The 21,231-nt window shown below is 60.2% G+C and carries 17 protein-coding genes; 9 read left to right on the top strand and 8 right to left on the bottom strand.

The window, feature by feature from the left end:
• A partial coding sequence (locus PMI29_RS26255) for a sigma-54-dependent Fis family transcriptional regulator (RefSeq protein ID WP_007994186.1) occupies positions 1 to 968 on the bottom strand: 968 nt, incomplete at its 3' end.
• 431 nt (positions 969 to 1,399) lie between these two features.
• Here PMI29_RS26255 and exaC point away from each other — a divergent pair.
• From exaC to PMI29_RS26300, 9 genes are all read left to right on the top strand, one after another.
• Complete coding sequence (exaC, locus tag PMI29_RS26260) at positions 1,400 to 2,920, top strand: acetaldehyde dehydrogenase ExaC (protein WP_007994183.1); 1,521 nt, start codon at positions 1,400 to 1,402, stop codon at positions 2,918 to 2,920.
• A gap of 271 nt (positions 2,921 to 3,191) precedes the next feature.
• Positions 3,192 to 4,565 (top strand): ethanolamine permease, encoded by a 1,374-nt coding sequence (gene eat, locus PMI29_RS26265; protein ID WP_007990576.1) that lies wholly within the window; start codon positions 3,192 to 3,194, stop codon positions 4,563 to 4,565.
• Positions 4,566 to 4,759: 194 nt separating this feature from the next.
• On the top strand, positions 4,760 to 6,154 hold the full coding sequence (locus tag PMI29_RS26270; RefSeq protein WP_007994181.1) for an ethanolamine ammonia-lyase subunit EutB: 1,395 nt from the start codon (positions 4,760 to 4,762) through the stop codon (positions 6,152 to 6,154).
• Entirely contained in the window at positions 6,151 to 6,984 is an 834-nt protein-coding gene (eutC, locus tag PMI29_RS26275; protein ID WP_443216420.1) for an ethanolamine ammonia-lyase subunit EutC, read from the top strand. The genes PMI29_RS26270 and eutC overlap by 4 nt, the downstream gene beginning before the upstream one ends.
• Positions 6,985 to 7,098: 114 nt before the next feature.
• The gene (locus PMI29_RS26280; RefSeq protein ID WP_007990572.1) at positions 7,099 to 7,560 is read left to right on the top strand and encodes a GNAT family N-acetyltransferase; all 462 of its coding nucleotides are present in this window, start codon (positions 7,099 to 7,101) and stop codon (positions 7,558 to 7,560) included.
• Positions 7,561 to 7,784: 224 nt separating this feature from the next.
• The gene (locus PMI29_RS26285; RefSeq protein WP_007994176.1) at positions 7,785 to 8,441 is read left to right on the top strand and encodes a DedA family protein; all 657 of its coding nucleotides are present in this window, start codon (positions 7,785 to 7,787) and stop codon (positions 8,439 to 8,441) included.
• Between the two features lie 4 nt (positions 8,442 to 8,445).
• Positions 8,446 to 9,258 carry a zinc-dependent peptidase gene (locus PMI29_RS26290; RefSeq protein ID WP_007994175.1) on the top strand — a complete coding sequence of 271 codons (813 nt, stop codon included), beginning with the start codon at positions 8,446 to 8,448 and terminating at the stop codon, positions 9,256 to 9,258.
• A 113-nt stretch (positions 9,259 to 9,371) separates the two neighbouring features.
• Positions 9,372 to 9,899, top strand: a complete 528-nt coding sequence (gene ppa / locus PMI29_RS26295; protein WP_007894323.1) for an inorganic diphosphatase — start codon at positions 9,372 to 9,374, stop codon at positions 9,897 to 9,899.
• Positions 9,900 to 10,128: 229 nt separating this feature from the next.
• Positions 10,129 to 10,875, top strand: coding sequence for a LexA family transcriptional regulator (locus tag PMI29_RS26300; RefSeq protein ID WP_007994174.1), 747 nt, complete (start codon positions 10,129 to 10,131; stop codon positions 10,873 to 10,875).
• A 533-nt stretch (positions 10,876 to 11,408) separates the two neighbouring features.
• On the opposite strand, the gene PMI29_RS26305 is transcribed toward PMI29_RS26300, so the two are convergent.
• The 7 genes from PMI29_RS26305 to PMI29_RS26335 form a co-directional block, all read right to left on the bottom strand.
• Complete coding sequence (locus PMI29_RS26305; protein WP_007994173.1) at positions 11,409 to 12,173, bottom strand: ABC transporter ATP-binding protein; 765 nt, start codon at positions 12,171 to 12,173, stop codon at positions 11,409 to 11,411.
• 16 nt (positions 12,174 to 12,189) lie between these two features.
• Positions 12,190 to 12,900, bottom strand: coding sequence for an ABC transporter permease (locus PMI29_RS26310; protein WP_007994172.1), 711 nt, complete (start codon positions 12,898 to 12,900; stop codon positions 12,190 to 12,192).
• On the bottom strand, positions 12,897 to 13,625 hold the full coding sequence (locus tag PMI29_RS26315) for an ABC transporter permease (RefSeq protein WP_007994171.1): 729 nt from the start codon (positions 13,623 to 13,625) through the stop codon (positions 12,897 to 12,899). Before PMI29_RS26315 ends, PMI29_RS26310 begins: the two co-directional genes overlap by 4 nt.
• A 55-nt stretch (positions 13,626 to 13,680) precedes the next feature.
• Entirely contained in the window at positions 13,681 to 14,463 is a 783-nt protein-coding gene (locus PMI29_RS26320; RefSeq protein ID WP_007994170.1) for a transporter substrate-binding domain-containing protein, read from the bottom strand.
• A 323-nt stretch (positions 14,464 to 14,786) separates the two neighbouring features.
• The gene (locus PMI29_RS26325) at positions 14,787 to 15,599 is read right to left on the bottom strand and encodes a YfaP family protein (RefSeq protein WP_007994169.1); all 813 of its coding nucleotides are present in this window, start codon (positions 15,597 to 15,599) and stop codon (positions 14,787 to 14,789) included.
• 3 nt (positions 15,600 to 15,602) lie between these two features.
• Positions 15,603 to 17,207, bottom strand: coding sequence for a DUF2300 domain-containing protein (locus tag PMI29_RS26330; RefSeq protein WP_007994168.1), 1,605 nt, complete (start codon positions 17,205 to 17,207; stop codon positions 15,603 to 15,605).
• Between the two features lie 16 nt (positions 17,208 to 17,223).
• Positions 17,224 to 21,231, bottom strand: a 4,008-nt coding sequence (locus PMI29_RS26335) for an alpha-2-macroglobulin family protein (protein WP_007994166.1), incomplete at its 5' end; no start/stop codon positions are given.

Here is a 21,231-nt window from a genome sequence, read left to right as displayed (position 1 = left end):
GGAGCAGGCACCGTCGGAGTCGGCAGCGGCCGCCGCGCCTCACCGCGCAATACCGCGAACAGCTTGCGACCATCACGGGTGCGCAACGGCCAACTGGCCGCGGCATTGAGGCTCGCGCGCCCCAACAACTCATCGAGCGAGCAATCGAAAAACGCCTCCACCGGTTTACCCAGCAAGCCGCCGCGAATGTGTCCCAGCAGGTTCAGCGCACTCTGATTGACCGCGCAAATGCGCCCTTCTCCATCGAACGCCAGCAACCCTTCGCTGAACAAGCCAACGGACTCGGCCTGCAAGTGAAAACGCAGCAGCCATTGGTTGTCGAAGCAGCGCAGGAAGTAGCAGCTCTCGATCATCTTCGCCGACAGATTGACCAGCGCCATGGTATGGAACTGACTCTGCCGCGACACATCACGCCGCGCCGACGACACGTCGAGCACCGCCAGCAATTCGCCATGGGGATCGAAGACCGGGCTCGCCGAGCAGGTCAGGCCGGTGTGGCGGCCGCGAAAGTGTTCGTCCTGATGGATGGTCAGCGACTGACGCTCCACCAGGCAGGTACCGATGCCGTTGGTGCCTTCGCAGGCCTCGCTCCAGTCGGCACCGAGCCAGAGCCCGGCACGTTCGAAAATCTGTCGCTCGGCGGGCGCGGTGACGCAGTTGAGGATCACGCCGCGGGCGTCGGTCAGCAAGACCGCATGGCCGGCGCCGGAGAGTTGCTGGTGCAGGCTGGTCATTTCATTGCCGGCGATGTGCAGCACTTGCTGCAAGCGTTCGCGGCTTTCGAGGACACGGCCATGTTCCAGCACAGTCGGCGCGATGCTCAGGGCCGGATCGAGGTGATAGTCCTCAAGGCAACGCAGCCAGGAGCGGGCGATGGACGGATCACTGCCGGGGCCGTGCAGGTGGGTCTTGCCCTGGGTCACGGTCAATACTTGCTGGGCATGGCGACTCAAGTGGTTGTCGTGCATTTCTTATTATTCTCCCAGAAAGATCTGGCTCGCCTCCGTGTAGCAGCTGCCGCAGGCTGCGTTCGGGCGCGGAGCGGTCGTAAACCTGTATCCCGGATTTCATTGCCGAACCGTGGCGAGTGCTTCGCCCTCGAACACAGCCTTCGGCAGCTGCTACATGTGCATTGCGTTATGTGATGCCGAGCATCCTCCAGCCTGACCCGCATTGCAATGCCGGCAAGACCGCTCGGTCACACACCGTGCCAAAAACGGTACAAAGTGTCACAAGGGCTGTACCGAAAGCGCCACAAGCCAACCCCGTTTGTCCGACAAAAACTACGCAAGGCCTTGATTTGCCTGGCATGCAACGCACTGGCCCGGCCCTTGCTCTACGCTTAAAGCAAGCGCACATGCGCGACTCCCTATAAGCACAAAAGCAAGGAGAAACCACCATGCGTTACGCTCACCCCGGTACTGAAGGCGCTATCGTTTCGTTCAAAGCCAAATACGGTAACTACATCGGCGGCGAGTTCGTCGCGCCTGTCAAAGGTCAGTACTTCACCAATACCTCGCCAGTAAATGGCCAACCGATTGCCGAATTCCCCCGTTCCACGGCCGAAGACATCGACAAGGCCCTGGACGCCGCCCACGCCGCTGCCGATGCGTGGGGAGCCACCTCCGCCCAGGCGCGCTCGCTGGTGCTGCTGAAAATCGCCGACCGCATCGAACAAAATCTGGAAACCCTGGCGATCACCGAATCCTGGGACAACGGCAAAGCCGTGCGCGAAACCCTCAACGCCGACATCCCGCTGGCTGCCGACCACTTCCGCTACTTCGCTGGCTGCCTGCGCGCCCAGGAAGGCAGCGCTGCCGAAATCGACGGCAACACCGTGGCCTATCACATCCATGAACCGCTGGGTGTGGTCGGGCAGATCATCCCGTGGAACTTCCCGATCCTGATGGCCGCCTGGAAACTCGCCCCGGCCCTGGCTGCGGGTAACTGTGTGGTGCTCAAGCCTGCCGAGCAAACCCCGCTGGGCATCACCGTGCTGGTCGAACTGATCGGCGACCTGCTGCCACCGGGCGTACTGAACATCGTGCAAGGCTTCGGCAAAGAAGCCGGCGAAGCGCTGGCCACCAGCAAGCGCATCGCCAAGATTGCCTTCACCGGCTCGACCCCGGTCGGCTCGCACATCATGAAATGCGCGGCGGAAAACATCATTCCGTCCACCGTGGAGCTGGGTGGCAAATCGCCAAATATCTTCTTCGAAGACATCATGAAGGCCGAACCTTCCTTCATCGAAAAAGCCGCCGAAGGCCTGGTGCTGGCGTTCTTCAACCAGGGCGAAGTCTGCACCTGCCCGTCTCGCGCCCTGGTGCAGGAGTCGATCTACGACGAATTCATGCAGGTGGTGATGAAGAAAGTCCTGCAAATCAAACGCGGCGATCCACTGGACACCGACACCATGGTCGGCGCCCAGGCGTCCGAGCAGCAATTCGACAAAATCCTTTCGTACCTGGAAATTGCCAAGGGCGAAGGCGCCGAACTGCTGACTGGTGGCAAGGTTGAAAAACTCGAGGGCAACCTGGCGAGCGGGTATTACATCCAGCCGACCCTGCTCAAGGGCACCAACAAAATGCGTGTGTTCCAGGAAGAAATCTTCGGCCCGGTGGTGAGCATCACCACCTTCAAGGACGAAGCCGAAGCCCTGGCCATCGCCAACGACACCGAGTTCGGCCTGGGTGCCGGCCTCTGGACCCGCGACATCAACCGCGCCTACCGCATGGGCCGCGCCATCAAGGCCGGTCGTGTGTGGACCAACTGCTACCACCTGTACCCGGCGCATGCCGCGTTCGGTGGTTACAAGAAGTCCGGCGTCGGCCGTGAAACCCACAAGATGATGCTCGACCACTATCAGCAGACCAAAAACCTGCTGGTGAGCTACGACATCAATCCGCTGGGCTTCTTCTAAAAACCGGGGCGACACAGGTGTTTCTGTGTCGCCCTTCAAGCAGCCATCGCGAGCAGGCTCGCTCCCACAGTGGATCCGGGCTGGCTCTCAATAGTGAATTCACCCCATAACCCTGTGGGAGCGAGCCTGCTCGCGATGGCGTCTTAAATGACACAACACAAAAGCCTGGCCGCTCTGGCACGGGCCTTGCGTACCCGTCATTCAGGAATTGCACCCAAACCGTCGTACCCGAAAGTCCAAAAGATCGAACAATAAAAAATAGAGAGGACTTATGACTACTTCTTCCACACAGCTCAAACCCACACTCGGCACCCTGCATTTATGGGGGATTGCTGTCGGCCTGGTGATTTCCGGCGAGTATTTCGGCTGGAGTTACGGCTGGGGCACCGCAGGCACACTGGGTTTTCTCGTCACCGCGTTGATGGTGGCGACGATGTACACCTGCTTCATCTTCAGCTTCACCGAACTGACGACAGCGATTCCCCACGCTGGCGGGCCATTTGCCTATAGCCGCCGGGCCTTTGGTGAAAAAGGCGGGTTGATCGCCGGCATCGCCACCCTGATCGAATTCGTCTTTGCGCCACCGGCCATCGCCATGGCCATCGGCGCCTACCTCAACGTGCAATACCCGGAACTGGACCCGAAAATCGCCGCCGTTGGCGCCTATTTCGTGTTCATGGGCCTGAACATCCTCGGCGTCAGCATCGCGGCCACCTTTGAGTTGGTGGTCACCGTGCTGGCCGTCGCTGAACTGCTGGTGTTCATGGGCGTGGTCGCGCCGGGCTTCAGTTTCAGCAACTTTGTGCTCAACGGCTGGTCAGGTGCCAATGAGTTCACGATGGGCTCGATTCCTGGCATTTTCGCCGCCATTCCCTTCGCGATCTGGTTCTTTCTCGCCATCGAAGGTGCAGCCATGGCCGCCGAGGAAGCCAAGGACCCGAAACGCACCATCCCCAAGGCCTACGTCAGCGGCATTCTGACCCTGGTGTTCCTGGCCATTGGCGTGATGGTAATGGCGGGCGGCGTCGGCGACTGGCGTCAACTGTCGAACATCAACGATCCATTGCCCCAGGCGATGAAAGCCGTGGTCGGCAACAATTCGACCTGGATGCACATGCTGGTATGGATCGGTTTGTTCGGCCTTGTGGCGAGTTTCCACGGGATCATTCTTGGCTATTCACGGCAGTTCTTCGCCCTGGCTCGCGCCGGTTACCTGCCCAAAGGGCTGGCCAAACTCTCGCGCTTCCAGACGCCGCACCGGGCGATTCTGGCCGGCGGTGTGATCGGCATTGCGGCGATCTACAGCGATGGCCTGGTCAACCTGCAAGGCATGACCCTGACGGCGGCAATGATCACCATGTCGGTATTCGGTGCCATCGTGATGTACATCATCAGTATGCTGAGCCTGTTCAAGCTGCGTAAAACCGAACCCAACCTGGAACGCACCTTCCGCGCCCCGGGTTATCCGATCGTGCCGGGGATCGCGCTGTTTCTGGCGGTGGTGTGCCTGGTGGCGATGGCGTGGTTCAACACCTTGATCGGCCTGATTTTCCTCGGTTTCATGGCTGCCGGTTACCTGTATTTCCAGCTGACCGCCAGGCAACGCTCCGAGGCACCGGCAGACGCTATGCTCGAAGGTATATGAATTGCACCGGTGCCGGGCCCACTGCCCGGCGCCTGCATTATTGAAGTGCACACAATTCCCCTGTGGGAGCGGGCTTGCTCGCGATGGCGGTGTGTCATTCCGCACATGTGGCGGATGTAAGACTGCTATCGCGAGCAAGCTCGCTCCCACAGTAAAGCGGATCGCATTTTAAATTGATCAGGAGGCCCCGCCCCATGGCCGTATATGCCCATACCGTCGGCGCCCGGACCTATCGCTTCGACAGCCTCAAGGAAGTGATGGCCAAGGCCAGCCCGGCGCGCTCCGGGGATTTTCTGGCCGGCGTTGCGGCCCTTAATGATGGCGAGCGCGTGGCCGCTCAAATGGCCCTGGCCGACACCCCGCTCACCCACTTCCTGCAGGAAGTGTTGATTCCCTATGAGTCCGATGAAGTCACCCGACTGATCATCGACACCCACGACAAACAAGCCTTCGCGGTCGTCAGTCACCTCACCGTCGGCGGTTTTCGCGACTGGCTGCTCAGCGATGCCGCCGACGAACAGGTCCTGCGCGCCCTCGCCCCCGGCCTCACCCCGGAAATGGTCGCCGCCGTTTCGAAGATCATGCGCGTGCAGGATCTGGTGCTGGTGGCGCAGAAAATCCGCGTGGTCACGAAGTTTCGCGGCACCCTGGGGCTGCGCGGTCGACTGTCCACACGCCTGCAACCGAATCACCCCACCGACGAACCGGCCGGCATTGCCGCGAGCATTCTCGACGGCCTGCTGCACGGCAACGGTGATGCAATGATCGGCATCAACCCGGCCACTGACAGCATCGCCTCGATCTGCGCCATGCTGGAAATGCTCGACGCGATCATCCAGCGCTACGAGATCCCGACCCAGGCGTGCGTGCTGACCCACGTCACCACTTCGATTGAAGCGGTAAATCGCGGCGTGCCGCTGGATCTGGTCTTCCAGTCGATTGCCGGTACCGAGGCGGCCAACGCCAGCTTCGGCATCAACCTCAACCTATTGCAGGAAGGTTACGACGCAGGATTGAGCCTCAATCGCGGCACACTCGGGCAAAACCTGATGTATTTCGAAACTGGCCAGGGCAGCGCGCTGTCGGCCAACGCCCATCACGGCGTCGATCAACAAACCTGCGAAACCCGCGCCTACGCCGTGGCACGACATTTCAAACCGTTTCTGGTCAACACTGTCGTCGGTTTCATTGGCCCGGAATACCTGTACAACGGCAAACAGATCATCCGCGCCGGCCTCGAAGACCACTTCTGCGGCAAGCTTTTGGGCGTGCCCATGGGCTGCGACATCTGCTACACCAACCACGCCGAAGCCGACCAGGACGACATGGACACCCTGCTGACCCTGCTGGGCGTGGCCGGGATCAACTTCATCATGGGTATCCCGGGCTCCGACGACATCATGCTCAACTACCAGACCACTTCGTTTCACGACGCGCTCTATGCCCGCCAGACCTTGGGCCTGAAGCCTGCACCGGAGTTCGAACAATGGCTGGCGAAAATGGGCATATTCACTCAAGCGGACGGCAGGATTCTCTTCGGCGACAGCCTGCCACCGGCCTTTCGGCAGGCCTTGGCGCAATTGGGATGAGCAATGACATGGATAAACTACCCTTCGATCCTCACAACCCATGGCTGGAACTGCGGCGTCTGACGCCAGCGCGGATTGCCTTGGGCCGAACCGGCACCAGCATTCCCACCCACGCACAACTGGACTTCCAGTACGCCCACGCTCAGGCGCGGGATGCAGTGCATCTGCCATTCGATCATGCGGCACTCAGCTCGCAATTGGCCGAACGCGGACGCGAAAGCCTGTTGCTGCACAGCGCGGCGACGGATCGCAACATGTACCTGCAACGCCCCGATCTGGGGCGAAAACTCAGTGATGCATCCGCGCAGACCCTGTGTGATTACGCGGCGGCCCATCCGGGTGGCGTGGATCTGGTGATTGTGGTCGCCGACGGCCTGTCGGCACTGGCCGTCCATCGCCACACCCTGCCGTTTCTGGCGCGCTTCGAAGAGCAAATGGCAGACAACTGGACCATCGCGCCCGTCATACTTGTGGAACAGGGCCGAGTGGCGGTCGCCGATGAGATCGGTGAGTTGCTTGGCGCAAAAATGACCGTGATCCTCATCGGCGAACGCCCTGGCCTCAGCTCCCCGGACAGCCTGGGTTTATATTTCACCTACAATCCAAAGGTCGGCCTGACGGACGCGTGGCGCAATTGCATCTCCAATGTCCGGCTCGAAGGGCTGAGCTACGGCATGGCGGCACACCGTTTGCTGTATTTGATGCGCGAAGCCTGCCGGCGGCAGTTGTCAGGGGTCAATCTGAAGGACGAGGCGCAGGTTCAGACACTGGAGTCGGACGCGGGAACTGACATGAAAGGTAATTTCCTGCTCGGCCCGCCGAATGCCTGAACCGCTTGTGCATTGCACATTCGTACCAGTTTCAGGCAGGATCGTTGCGCGGCCGCCAAGGGTTTCCCATTGCCGTCAGAGACGTAAGACAGCCACTTGAAGACGAGACCTACCATGCGGATTATTCAAGCGACCCTCGAACACCTGGACCTGCTGACCCCATTGTTCGTCAAATATCGCGAGTTTTATGGTTCCCTGCCGTATCCGGACTCGTCCCGGGCGTTCCTCGAGAAACGACTGCGTCGCAAGGAATCGGTGATCTACCTGGCGCTGTCCGATGACGACAGCAACAAACTGATGGGCTTCTGCCAGTTGTACCCAAGCTTTTCCTCGCTTTCGCTCAAACGTGTGTGGATCCTCAACGATATTTATGTCGCCGAAGACGCCCGCCGTCAGTTGGTGGCCGATAACCTGATCCGCACCGCAAAAAAAATGGCCAAGGAAACCAATGCCGTGCGCATGCGTGTTTCCACCAGCAGCAACAACGAAGTCGCGCAGAAAACCTACGAGTCCATCGGATTCAAGGAAGACACCGAGTTCAAGAACTATGTGCTGCCGATCAGCGACGAACTCTGAATCGCCTGCACCTATGGGAGCGAGCAGGCTCGCTCCCATAGGTTCGGTATCAAGCCATCGGTCAGTCATGACATCCCTCGCTACAATCTCGACGCGATTTTCACCTCTCGCCTCGTATAATCCCGATCTTCCCGGCTTGTAAGAAAAACTACCCCTATACGTAGTCTTACGCGAAGTCATCCGCACAGGCCTGCTGAGTCGGGCCATTACCACAGGTGCTTTCCATGGATTTCAACCCGATCGACATTGTCCTGCATCTCGACGTCTACCTCGACATGCTTGTAACCAACTACGGGGCATGGATCTACGCCATTCTGTTTATGGTGATCTTCTGTGAAACCGGCCTGGTGGTCATGCCCTTCCTGCCGGGCGACTCCCTGTTGTTCATCGCCGGGGCCGTGGCGGCCGGTGGCGGCATGGACCCGGTACTGCTCGGCGGTCTGCTGATGCTGGCGGCGATTCTGGGTGATAGCACCAACTACATCATTGGACGAACGGTGGGTGAAAAACTGTTCAGCAATCCGGACTCGAAGATCTTCCGTCGTGACTACCTGCAACAAACCCACGATTTCTACGACAAGCATGGCGGCAAAACCGTGACCCTGGCGCGCTTCCTGCCCATCATCCGCACCTTTGCACCATTCGTCGCCGGTGTGGGGAAAATGCCTTATCCACGCTTCTTTGCCTTCAGTGTCTTCGGCACTGTCCTGTGGGTCGGCGGTCTGGTGACGCTCGGCTATTTCTTCGGCAACGTGCCGTTCATCAAGAAGAACCTGTCGCTTCTGGTAGTCGGCATCATCCTGGTGTCGTTGCTGCCGATGATCATTAGCATCGTGCGTAACCGCCTGGCGGGTTCGAGCTCCAAAGCCGAATCGCGCTGACACGATGTGGTCCCTGAGCGCCTGGCGTCGCCGGCGCACCCTGGCAAAGCACCCGATTGCCGATGACATGTGGCAACGGGTGCGTCATCACCTGAGCTTTCTCGATGGCATCAGTGCCGCCGAAGACCAATGGCTGCGCGAAGCCTGCGTGTTGTTCCTCGAAGACAAGCACCTGACCGCCCTGCCCGGCGTCGAACTGCATCAGGAGCAACGCTTGCTGCTCGCAGCCCAGGCGCAACTGCCGCTACTGCACCTCGGCGACCTGAACTGGTATCAGGGCTTCCACGAAGTCATTCTCTACCCCGACGACTTCCTCAGCCCCCAGCGCCATCGCGATGCCAGCGGCGTCGAACACGAATGGGACGGTGAACACAGCGGTGAGGCCTGGCAGCGAGGCCCGATCATCCTCGCCTGGCCCGGCGTAATGGCCAGCGGTGGCTGGGAAGGCTACAACCTGGTGATCCACGAACTGGCGCACAAGCTCGACATGCTCAACGGTGACGCCAACGGCCTGCCGCCGCTGCACCCTGACATGCGGGTCAGCGAATGGGCCAGCGTCATGCAAGCGGCCTACGATGACCTCGACCGGCAACTGGAGCGCAATCCCGATGCCGAAACCGCCATCGACCCGTATGCCGCGGAAAATCCCGGCGAATTCTTCGCCGTCACCAGCGAATACTTCTTCAGCGCCCCGGATTTACTGCACGAGGCTTATCCACAGGTGTACCAGCAGTTGAAGCTGTTCTATCGCCAGGACCCACTGGCGAGGTTGAAGCAACTTCAGGCGCACGACCCTGTCTATCAGGCACACCAGTGAGCGCCATACGACTTCTGGTACATGGCGTCGACCCAGGAATATGCCTATAATCGCCGCCACTTTTTGGCCAATCCGGCCAAGTTTTTTTGGTCAACTAACGGGGGCAACGCCCAATGAGCTACAGCAAGATTCCGGCTGGCAAAGACCTGCCGAACGACATCTACGTCGCGATCGAGATTCCGGCCAACCACGCGCCGATCAAATACGAAATCGACAAAGACAGCGATTGCCTGTTCGTTGACCGTTTCATGGCCACCCCAATGTTCTACCCGGCCAACTACGGTTACATCCCGAACACCCTGGCTGACGACGGTGATCCCCTCGACGTGCTGGTCGTAACCCCTTACCCGGTTGCTCCAGGCTCGGTGATCCGCGCGCGTCCAGTCGGCATCCTGAACATGACCGACGACGGCGGCGGCGATGCCAAAGTCATCGCAGTTCCACACGACAAGCTGTCCCAGCTGTACGTCGACGTGAAGGAATACACCGATTTGCCAGCGCTGCTGATCCAGCAGATCGAACACTTCTTCGCGAACTACAAAGATCTCGAAAAAGGCAAATGGGTGAAGATCGAAGGTTGGGCCGGCGCAGACGCCGCCCGCGACGCGATCACCAAGTCGGTTGCTGCCTATAAAGGTTAAGAGCAGTCGCGAGCTTCAAGCGACAAGCTGCAAGAAAAACCCCGGTTGATCCGGGGTTTTTTGTGGGTGCTTGATTCGCACGCCAAACACAGCGTTTAACCAGGCTCGATCTCGGTTTTTTCTTGTTTAAAATTCCCCAAGAGCGTCTTACATCCAGTCGTAAATTTCCCGCGAAATTTGAACGAGGCGTTTATTCAAACCCTTGTTAGCCGCCAGTAGACTCGCGTTCATGAAAAAGAACACTAGCGGCCCACGCTTCAAAGCGCTCCTCGAAGCAGCGAGCATCACGACCACCGGATTTGCCGAATTTCTGGATACGGCTCCGCAAAATGTACATAACTGGTACACGCGCGGTGTGCCCGCCCATTGCATGGAAGAAGTCGCCAGAAAACTCTCCGTCAGCAGCGACTGGCTGAAAACCGGCGAAGGCTCGAAAGACGCCCAACACCTGCGCCTGCTCGACGAATCCGGCAACACCTTCGATGCCCAGACCATACGCGGTGTCTACACGGTCATCGAGCCTGTCGACGTCGAACTGCCTTTGTACAAAGAAGCTGTCATCGCCCCGGGCTCCAACAAAACCCACGTCATAGAAGACCCCGGGCAATCTATCCGCCTGCCCCGCAACCACCTTGATTCCCTGGAAATCAACCACGCCGACGCCATCTGTGCCGTCATGAGCGGTAATAGCATGGGCGAGAAAATTGAAGACGGTTCGACCCTGGCGATTGACCGTGGCCTGACCCAGATTATCGATGGCGAGATCTACGCCATCGAACATGACGGCATGCTACGCATCAAGTACCTGCACCGCCTACCGGGCAACTCCCTGCGACTGCGCAGCCACAACCGCGCCGAGTACCCGGATGAAATCTTCAGGGCCGCACAAATCGAAGAGCAGAACATCAGGGTGCTGGGTTGGGTGTTCTGGTGGTCGACCCTGAACAAACGGCGGCCGGCGGTGCCATTTCTTTAAGCGCTCCTGAACCTCCATCGGCCACCCACCCGGGTAGCCGAACGGCTCTGCATGGCACTTCCCGCTGGGAATTTCCGTCAAACCTGCGTATGCTGCGCCCCACATTTGCGCATCGACCCGCCCCGCGGCTCAGATGCGCTGACCTGACAGATGACTTTCTCACCAGGTCCCACAGCCGGACGCAAGATCCGGGTGTACGTTTTGAAGGCTGGCGCGGTTTACCAAAAATGATCCAAGCCAGTCCCCGAGAAGCCGGCCACAAGCCGGCTTTTTAATTGTCCGAAATAATCCCGTCCCATCCGAGAACCCTCCCGACAGCCTAGCTATTCCGGGCGCTTCAGGCATCCCCCTGTCCGATGGTGTTCAACGCCATTTGTAAGGGGCCGGCGAACGCACCTTCCGAGCCTGGCCGACGAGTGTAAGTAAGCCGGCATGACCGGATTTGATCTTGAGGTGGTGGAATGCGGGCGTTTTGAGAGTTGAGCCAGCGCCTTCGAGCGACCCTGCGGCCGTCTCGCTCGAAGGCGCTCTGGTTACTTCAGGTTGCCGCTGAGGAACTGCTGCAGGCGTTCGCTTTTGGGGTTGCCCAATACGTCCTCGGGTGCGCCCTGCTCTTCGACCCGCCCCTGGTGCAGGAACAGCACCTGGTTCGACACTTTGCGCGCAAAGCTCATTTCGTGGGTCACCATGATCATGGTGCGGCCTTCTTCGGCCAGGCCCTGGATCACCTTGAGCACTTCGCCCACCAGTTCCGGGTCCAGGGCCGAAGTCGGCTCGTCGAACAGCATGATCTCCGGTTCCATGCTCAGGGCACGGGCAATGGCGACCCGCTGTTGCTGGCCACCCGAGAGGAACGCCGGGTATTGGTCGGCCACCCGCGACGGCAGGCCCACCTTGTCCAGGTAACGCCGGGCGCGTTCCTCTGCATCCTTCTTGCTGACGCCCAGCACCCGGCGTGGGGCCATGGTGATGTTTTCCAGCACCGTCATGTGGCTCCAGAGGTTGAAGTGCTGGAACACCATCGCCAGACGAGTACGGATGCGTTGCAGTTCATTGGCGTCGGCCACACGCATGCCGTGGCGGTCATGAACCATTTTAATCGGCTGGTTGTCCAGGCTCATGGCGCCGTCGTTGGGCGTTTCCAGGAAGTTGATGCAACGCAGAAAGGTGCTCTTGCCCGAACCACTGGCGCCGATCAGGCTGATGACGTCGCCGGTCTTGGCGTTTAGCGAAACGCCCTTGAGGACTTCATGGTTGCCGTAGCTTTTGTGCAGGTTTTCAACGGTCAGTTTGTACATGAACAAGCATCCTGAATTAGTGAGCCGGGCCGAGGAAAGACAACCAGCGGCGTTCAGCCAGGCGGAACAGGCCGACCAGAGAGAAAGTGACTGCCAGGTAGATCAACGCGGCGATGCCGAAGGACTGGAAGGTCAGGAAGGTCGCCGAGTTGGCGTCCCGTGCGACTTTCAGGATGTCCGGGATGGTCGCGGTGAAGGCCACGGTGGTCGAGTGCAGCATCAGAATCACTTCATTGCTGTAGTAAGGCAGCGAACGACGCAGGGCTGACGGCATGATCACGTAGGCATACAGCTTCCAGCCGGTCAGGCCGTAAGCCTTGGCGGCCTCGACTTCGCCGTGGTTCATGCTGCGAATGGCCCCGGCGAAGATCTCCGTGGTGTAGGCGCAGGTGTTCAGGGCGAAGGCCAGGATGGTGCAGTTCATCGCATCGCGAAAGAACGCATCCAGTACTGGCTGAGCGCGCACGGCGGCCAGGCTGTAAATGCCGGTGTAGCAAATCAGCAACTGGATATACAGCGGTGTGCCGCGGAACAGATAGGTGTAGAACTGCACCGGCCAGCGCACCCAGACATTGGTTGAGACCCGGGCAATCGACAGCGGGATCGACATCACGAAGCCGAAGAAGATCGAGGCGCTGAGCAGCCAGAGGGTCATGGCCAGCCCGGTGATGTGATTGCCGTCCTGGAACAGGAAAGGTTTCCAGTATTCCTGCAGTAGCTCGATCATCGCACGGCCTCCCGGGTGCCTGCGGCGTAGAAGATTTCCATCCGGCGCAAGACGTAGTTCGAAACGGTGGTTATCACCAGATAGATCAGGGCGGCCAGCAGCAGGAAGAAGAACAGCTGATAGGAGCTCTTGCCGGCGTCCTGGGCCACCTTGACCAGATCGGCCAGGCCAATGATCGACACCAGCGCGGTGGCCTTGAGGATCACCATCCAGTTGTTGCCGATGCCCGGCAGGGCAAAGCGCATCATTTGCGGGAACACCACTAAGCGAAAGCGCTGGGCTCGGGTCAGGCCGTAGGCGGTAGCCGCTTCCATCTGCCCTCGCGGTACGGCGAGGATGGCGCCGCGGAAGGTTTCAGTGAAATACGCCCCGTAGATGAAGCCAAGGGTAATGACCCCGGCACTGAAGGGGTTGATCTCGATGTATTCCCATTCCATGAAATCGGTGAACGAGGTCAGCCAGGTTTGCAGGCTGTAGAAAATCAGCAGCATCAGCACCAGGTCCGGCACTCCGCGGATCAGCGTGGTGTAGGCCTGCGCAGGCACGCGCAGCAGTGCTGATTTCGAAAGCTTGGCACTGGCGCCGATCAGGCCCAGGCCAACGCTTACCAGCAAGCACAGAAAGGATAATTTGACAGTCATCCACGAGCCTTGCAGCAGCAGCGGGCCGAAGCCCTTGAGGCTGAAGCCTGACAGCCCCAGAATCGTCAACAGGTTTTCTAGCATTGGGCAGCCCTACATCAATCCGAAAAGCGCCCATCCGCAAATGGGCGCAGGGTCATTATTTGCCGCTGTAGAGATTCAGATCGCCAAAGTGCTTCTGCTGGACGGCCGCATAGGTGCCATTGTCGTGCAGCGCCTTGATACCCTTGTTCAGCAAGGCCTGGAGTTCGGCGTTGCCTTTGGTCAGACCCACGGCGGTTTTGGCTGGCAGTAGCGGGCTTTCGACCGGCTCGCCGACTTGGAAGTCGGCGCCTGGTGGCGACTTCAGGAAGCCCAGTTCGGCTTGCAGCATGTCCTGGATTGAGGCATCGAGGCGTCCGGAGATCAGGTCAGCGTACACCTGGTCCTGGTTGGCGTAGGCCTGGGTCTCTACCCCGGCCTTGTCCAACACCGCCTTGGCGTAGGCTTCCTGGATGGTGCCTTGCTCGTAGCCGACTTTCTTGCCCTTGAGGGAGGCCGGATCGGTGCCGAAGGCCGCGCCTTTCTTGAATACCAGCGCGGTCGGGCCAGAGAACAGCTCGTTCGAGAAATCGATGACTTTCTCACGCGCTGGCGTGGCGGTCATGGAGGAGATCACGCCGTCGAACTTGTTGGCCTTGAGGCCGGGAATCATGCCGTCGAAGTCACTTTCGACCCATTTGCACTTGACCTTCAGCTCAGCGCAGATCGCGTTGCCCAAGTCGATATCGAAGCCCACCAGGCTGCCATCGGCAGCCTTGGATTCGAACGGCGCATAAGAGGGGTCGACGCCAAAACGCAACTCCTTGTACTCCTTGGCCAGCGCAGAACCGGCAGCCATACACAAAGCCAATGCAGAAATGGTGAGAAATGCTTTTTTCATTGTTTTATTCCCAGGGACCATCGAAAGCGCTTGTGCCGCAAGAGCGCATGTACTGCGCGGCGATACGTCCTATGCACACGCAGATACTTGTACAGACAAGCATATGCAATCACCCGGCCAATTCGCGGATTGGGCATTTGAGAAAGCACGTACAGCCCTCTGCGATGGGCTTGGCAGGCAGGTGAGTGCAGAGGTTGGGGTAGCTGCCAGGCTGTTACCGAAGCAAGTTTTTACACCCGGCTGGGGTATGCGGTAACAAAGTGTGAGATCAAGGACGCCGACTTTTCTGGCTAAACCCGTGAGCGACCTCTTGTACCTCAACCTCACGGATAGCTGAACGATTTCACCAACGTCAACTCCCCCACCGCACGCATCGGCACCAGGAACGTTTCCATTTTTTCGCTTGGCGTTCCCTCCTCGGTAATCACCGTGACCTGCGCCGTGGTCAGCGCTTGCACCGCGTCTTCCTGCCCCTCCTCATCACTGCTGTACCCGCCGCCGAAGTAGTTCACATACACCAGATATTGCCCCTTGATTGGCGCGGGCATGGCGAAGATTTCCGGGCCGTAGCCAGTGGTGACGTCAACGTCGAGCGCCGCGCCATTGGGGGCTACGCGGTCGCCGTACCAAATGTGCGCGCCGTCGGGGGTGATCAGGTGCAGGTCGAGGTCGGTATTGTCGCTGTCCCACGACAGTAGTACGCGCAATTTGGCCGGGGTTGCACCGCCGCTGCTGTTGAGGAATTGCGTGCGGTGACGTTGTTGGCCATCAGGGCTGCGAACCTCGACGCTGTTGCTGCCGTTGGGGAATGAGAACGGGCGATCGAAGCGGCCGGCCGGGTCGATTTTCAGCGGCATGCTCACCCCGTTGACGATCAGTCGGCCGGGTTCTGCGGATTTGGCTGTGGCTTTGATCTGGCCGCTGATACGAGCGGTGTTGGCCTGCCCTGTCGGGGTGTTCACCGACGAGGCCGGGTAGTTGACGGTCTGCCGGAAGCTTTCCCCTTCGCCCTCGGGCGTGCCGGTGCGCCAGCCGCCTGCGGGGGTGTCGAGTTTGACGCTGTCCGCTGCCATCGCCCACGGCAATGCCGTCAGCGAAAGGAGAAACAGCAAGACCTGTGGATAACGGAGTTTCATGGCCTATTCCAGCAAGAGGTGGCGGGCGAGCCCTTCGATGTAGGTTTCATCCTGGCCGTTGGGGTGCGCTTCGAAGGCCAGGTGCAGGTATTCGTGGGTCAGGTCGAGGCGGTCTTGCAGCGTCTGCGCGCCGCGCACATAGATGCGCTGGCGTTCGCGGTCGACATAGGGACGACCGAAGGCCAGGCGGCATACGGCGAAGGTGCTGACTTCGTTGTAGCCGGTTTCGCTTTCAAGTTTTTGGCGCCAGCCGCGCCGTTGTTTCTGCAGCCAGGCTTGCGCGGCGGGCAAGGCTTCGCAGGACGCGACCGGGTTGCCCCAGCGACTGAGACTGGCGCGTGGGTAGGCGTGCAGCAGGATGGCGTCGTAGCGCTGGCCGGCTCGGGCCTGTTCGACGGCTTGCTGCCAGGACAGTTTGTCCGGGCCGGGTTGATCGGAATGGTAGGTGACGGAGCTGCCAGCCAGGATCAGGTCGCTGGTCCACGCGGCAATGTCGCGAGACTCGGACGACGCCGGACGCGGTGCGACCCGCTGACGGCTGCTACTGTCGTCGATGCTCAGGCAGTCACCACTGCGCGTGGCATTTTGCAGCAGGTACGTGCGGATGGCCACGGTCAGCGCTTTGGCGGCCTCGACCGGCTCGGCACTGGCTTCGCGCTGGAGCACACGGGCGACGTACTCTTCGCGATCCAGTCGCGCGACAAGTTTGTCGTTGAACAGAAACAGTTCGCCGTCGCTGTGGATATCCAGCGCATTTCCGTTGGCGAACTCGACGCGGTAGTCACCCTGCAACGCCCCGGAGGACACCACACTGCCCTCTGACAGCACGCGCTTGAGTGGATAGCGGGAGAACAGGTCGACCTCTACACATTTCCCGGCATCCACAGGCCATGCAACAGGAATCACCGTAGACAATGCCTGGGTGTAATCACGCAGTACCCGCTGACTGGTGCCCCGTCCTCCGGCCCAGATTGGTGTACCGTCCGCCGCCCAACCAGCGAATCCGCCCTGGCGCGACGCAGCATCCTGATCCGCCAGCCAGCTCCAGGTCTTCACGCGCAAACGGCTACCGAGCGCGCCGACGACGTTGCCATCGGCGGCATTAAGTACAACGTCGAGCAGCACACGCCGGGCCTGATCCTGTGCCGGCAGCACGGCCAACACCTTCAACAGTTCTGCCACCGAAACCCGTGTAGCCGGTTGCAACGACGGTAAATCCAGCAGCCATTGCGGTGCTTGATGCGCCTGCCAATACGCCCGCCAATCTGCATCGCTGATGCCCAGCCGCGCGGGGTCGAAATACAAACCGCATGACTTCACCAACGCCTGATCGCGCTCGATCCTGCCGCCCGCCGTGCAGCAATAAACCTCTTCCTTCGACTGGCCGCGACATTCATAAGCTGGCTCATGTGCGCCGGTATCCACCAGCCAGGCGTAGACGAACAACTTCCACACACTGCCCAGCGGCGTCTGCAACGTCGGCGGCAACGGCTCGCGGGCGATCACCTGCGTCCGGCTCAGCGACAGCAAATCGCCGTTGAAGGCCAGGCGCAGCGGTTCGTCCTGTGCCGTCGCCAGCACAGGAATCAAACACAGCAGCCAACCCATCAGCAGCCTGTGCACCTCAGTGAACCGTGACCTGGCCAAGGGCTGCCTTTTGTTCCAGTGCCTGATGCTGCGGCGCATAAACCTGAGTAAAACGCACCGGCGGCAAGTTGAACTGGCCCTTCTGCGAGAAACGCACCAAATGCCGCAGACGCAATTCACCACTCAAGGCATCGACCGGAATGGCGTAGGCCATTTGCCCCGGTTCGAAACGCGCCTTCTCCAGCGCCGTCGGCTCGGTGCCGGCCTTGCCCATGAGCTTGATGCCCCAGGTCGTGCGCTCGACATCGGCGCCGGGGGGTAGCGGCACTTCAAGCATGCCGTAGCGCAGCGGTCTGGCGGCTTTGCTGGTGACGATCACTTCGTCGAGATAGAGGTTGTCGCTGGATAGCGGCGCGTTACCGACCGCTTCGAGTTTGAAGGTGAAGGCTTCATCCCCCGGCACCAGTCGCGACAGGCGACGGGTGATGGTCACGGCCATCGGATCGACCGCCGGCTGCTGGCTGCGGTAGCTCAACGCAGCGCGCAGCGGACGCTCTTGCGCGCCGGTCAGCGTCAATACCGTCGGCACTGGCGCAGGTCCCTGCCACGTCCAATACATCTCACCAGAAACCCCGTACTGTTTCTTCCAGCCTTCACCCGGCGCCAATGCAATGGTGGGCGATGCCTGCTCGATGCTGCGTTGCAGCCAGATCAACGCCAGCGCCCGTTCCAGTGTCGATTGCTGTGGCAGCAAGCGTTGCAGCAAGGCCTGAGCGTGAGCCTGATCGAAGGGTTGCAGCGACAGGTTCAGCGCTTCGGCAAACGGCTGGGAACTGACTGCCAGTCGTTGCTGCGCGTCGGCCAGTTGCCGATTGAACACGTCCGGCAAAACGACCTTCGATTGCCTGACCAGCGATGCCGTCAGCACTCGTGCGGCAGCCAGCCCCAAGGCTGAATCCGGATCGCTCATGACAAGGCTGTCTTCGCCGTCCTCCATCAGATTTGCGGCCGTGCCCTCGCCTGCTTTCGCCAGGTCTTCCAGCAAGCCACTGAGCAAAGTGTTGACCGGCAACTGCATCTGTTTGGCGAACGACAGGATCAGCGCCCGCTGCAACAGTGGCGTGTTGTTCGCCTGTTTGGCGTAGACCTCCAGCACCCGCTGCCAATGCTCCGGCGGCAGGCTCAGTTCCAGCACCCGGCTGGCGTGCCAGTCGGCGTAATAGGCGTAAGCGGTGAGGAACGCATCCGGCTCGCCGTCCATGCCCCACCAGGTGAAACACGCCGAAGGGCCGGCCATTTGCACCAGGCGCAGGCGACTGTTTTGCATGATCAGGCGCAAGCGATCGCGGATCTGCGGATTCGCCGCTAGCGTCGGGTAAGCGATGCTCAACGGCAACAGTCGACTGGCGGTCTGTTCGACACCGCCGTAGGGGTAGCTCAACAGATCGTCGAGGGCTGAACGGAACAACGCTTGCGGACTGTCGTCCAGACGCAGGCGGATATCACTGGCGTCTGCCGGCAACGTCAGCGGCGTATCGCCCTCACCCACATCAAGGCTCCGGGTTTGAGTCACCTGCCAGCCTTCACCGGTCGCGCTCAGGTGCACCGTCAACGCGTCAGCGGCTTTGCCGTCCTGCACCAGCTCGGCGCTCCACTCGCCATTCGTCAGTTCAAATGCCGGCAACGGGATGTAGTTGATACCGCTGTTCAGGGTCACAGGCACGCGCTGTTCGTTGCCGGCGTAACGGGTCACCAGTTCAGCCTTGACCGGGTTCTCGGCCTGACTGAAGGCGAACACACCGAGGTCCGGTTTGTCGCCGGCGCGGAATCGGGTCGGGCCGCTCCACTTCAGGTACAGCGGTTTTTCCGAGCGTACGAATTGCTTCTTCTGCCCGACCTGACCGTCATCGGCGATGGCCCTGGCGGTGATGCGCCAGCGGGTCAGGGAATCGGGCATCTTGAAGGTGAAGCGGGTTTTTCCCTTGGCATCGGTCAGCAATTCAGGTTGCCAGGCAGCCGTGTCGACATCCTCGCGACGCGGCCGCTCCAGCACTTTCACGCCGCGCTCACTGCGATTGGCTTTGCCCGGTGCACCGGGGCTGCCCGGCAAGGCAACGTCATAACTGATGAACGACAAACTGGCGCTGGTGCGCACATTATTGCGCCGCGGGTGATAGAAGAACTGGTCGATGCTCGGCGCCACTTCCGGTTGCAGGGCGTAGACCATTTCATCGACCACGCTGACCGTCAGGTGCGCGGGAATCGGCTTGCCGGCGAACCGGGTGGTCAGGTCCACCGAGACGGCTTCACCCGGCTGGTAGGTTTCTTTATCGGTGACGATGGCCACGTCGATCTGTGGCGTGATCACCTTGATGCCGGCGTTCTGGAAACTGTACTGGCCGCCCTTGGTGTACAGCACCGAAAAGGTCAGGTTCGGCGCGAAACCTTCCTTCACCGGGATGCGCGCGCGGTATTGGGTATCGCTGAGTTTTTCCATCTTCAGCCAGTCGCCGCCCCTGGAAAGTAACGCGGTGGCTTCGACCTTGTCGCGCTCCAGAGATAGCAGCGCATCGCTCACTGGTTCCGGGAAAGTGATCAGCGCCAGCGCTTCATCGCCTGGGATGTACTCGGGCTTGTCGAGGACGATTTCCACAGTGCCGGGTACGGCTTTGACACCTTCGCCGGTAACCGAATGGCCGGTGGCGCCGACCACGCGACCGTGGTCATCCTTGAGTGTCAGGTTGTAGGTGCCCGGTCGGTCAAAGGCCAGTGTGAAACCTTTGTCGGTTGCCGCGAGTTTGCCTTCGCCGGTGCTCTGGTCTTCCAGGCGTACCCAGCCGTAACTGCCTGGCGTAATGGCGTCGGCCTGCTCGCCTTCGCGGGTGTAGCTAAACGCAACCTTTTCACCCACCGCGCTGAAGCGTTGAGGCGCGCTCAAACGGAAATTCGCCGCACCGCGGTCGATAAGGATTTCCTTGGTGGTTTTCACGCGATACGCCGCACCGTCGCTGGCGAACACGGTCAACATGTAGCGACTCGGTTTGTCAGCGGCCGGCAATTCGAGGGACGCGCTGCCCTTGGCGTCGGTGGACAATTCGGTACTGGTCAGCTCCACCGGAAATTGCCCGAGGTATTGCAGTTCGTTGTCGACCATCGACAGCTGTTGGGCGCGCAGGCTCAGGCTCAATTTCGCATTGGCCACCGGTTTTCCGTCCGGATACAGCAGCACCAGATTGCCCTTGACCGGCTCGCCGGTACGGTAATCCTGCCTGGCCAGATTGAGTGAAATCTCGAAGTGCGGCTTGATGTATTCGGCGACGCGGAAGGCGCTGCTGTAAGCCTGGTCCTTGTAACTGAAACGCAATTCATAACCGCCGGCCACGGCGTTGTCCGGCAACTGGAATCGGCCCTGGGTGCCAGCCTTGGAATCGAGCTTCAATTCGAGGGATTGCAGCGCCGTACCGGTTGCATCGAGCACAGTCACGTTGACGTCGGCAGCGCTTGGCTGCACCGAGTCCCGGGCATTCTTGAATTCACGCCCGACGATTTTCAGAGACACCCAATCCCCCGGTCGATACAGCGGCCGGTCGGTGAAGGCATAGAGTTTGGTGTCGTAGATTTCGCTGTCGTAGTAGAAGTTTTCCGAGACGAACACCCCGCCCTCTTCGTCCTCGCCGATCACGAACGAACGCTCGGGGCTGATGTGTTTCAGGCGCAGCAAACCGTCGCTATCCGTGGCACCGCTGCTCATTACGCCGAGGCCATCGGTCCACAACAAATTGACCTTCGGCACCGGGCTGCCTTCGTGTTTGCGCGCGGCCCACACCAGTAATTCGTCACCGGCAATCTTGCTCACCGCCACGGTGTTGGAGACGAACACCATGGTGGTCGCGCGGTACTTGCCGATCAGTGCTTCCACCAGATAAAGACCCGGTTTGAGATTGCCCAACGGGATGTACACGTTGCCCGGCGCAACGCTGACGAACTCGCTGGAAGACCCGGCCAGATTCACCCCTGTCGGTGGCTGGATCGGCTTGGCCTGCCA

Source organism: Pseudomonas sp. GM49, assembly GCF_000282355.1.
GTDB lineage: Bacteria > Pseudomonadota > Gammaproteobacteria > Pseudomonadales > Pseudomonadaceae > Aquipseudomonas.
This window is presented reverse-complemented; position numbering and strand designations above follow the sequence as displayed.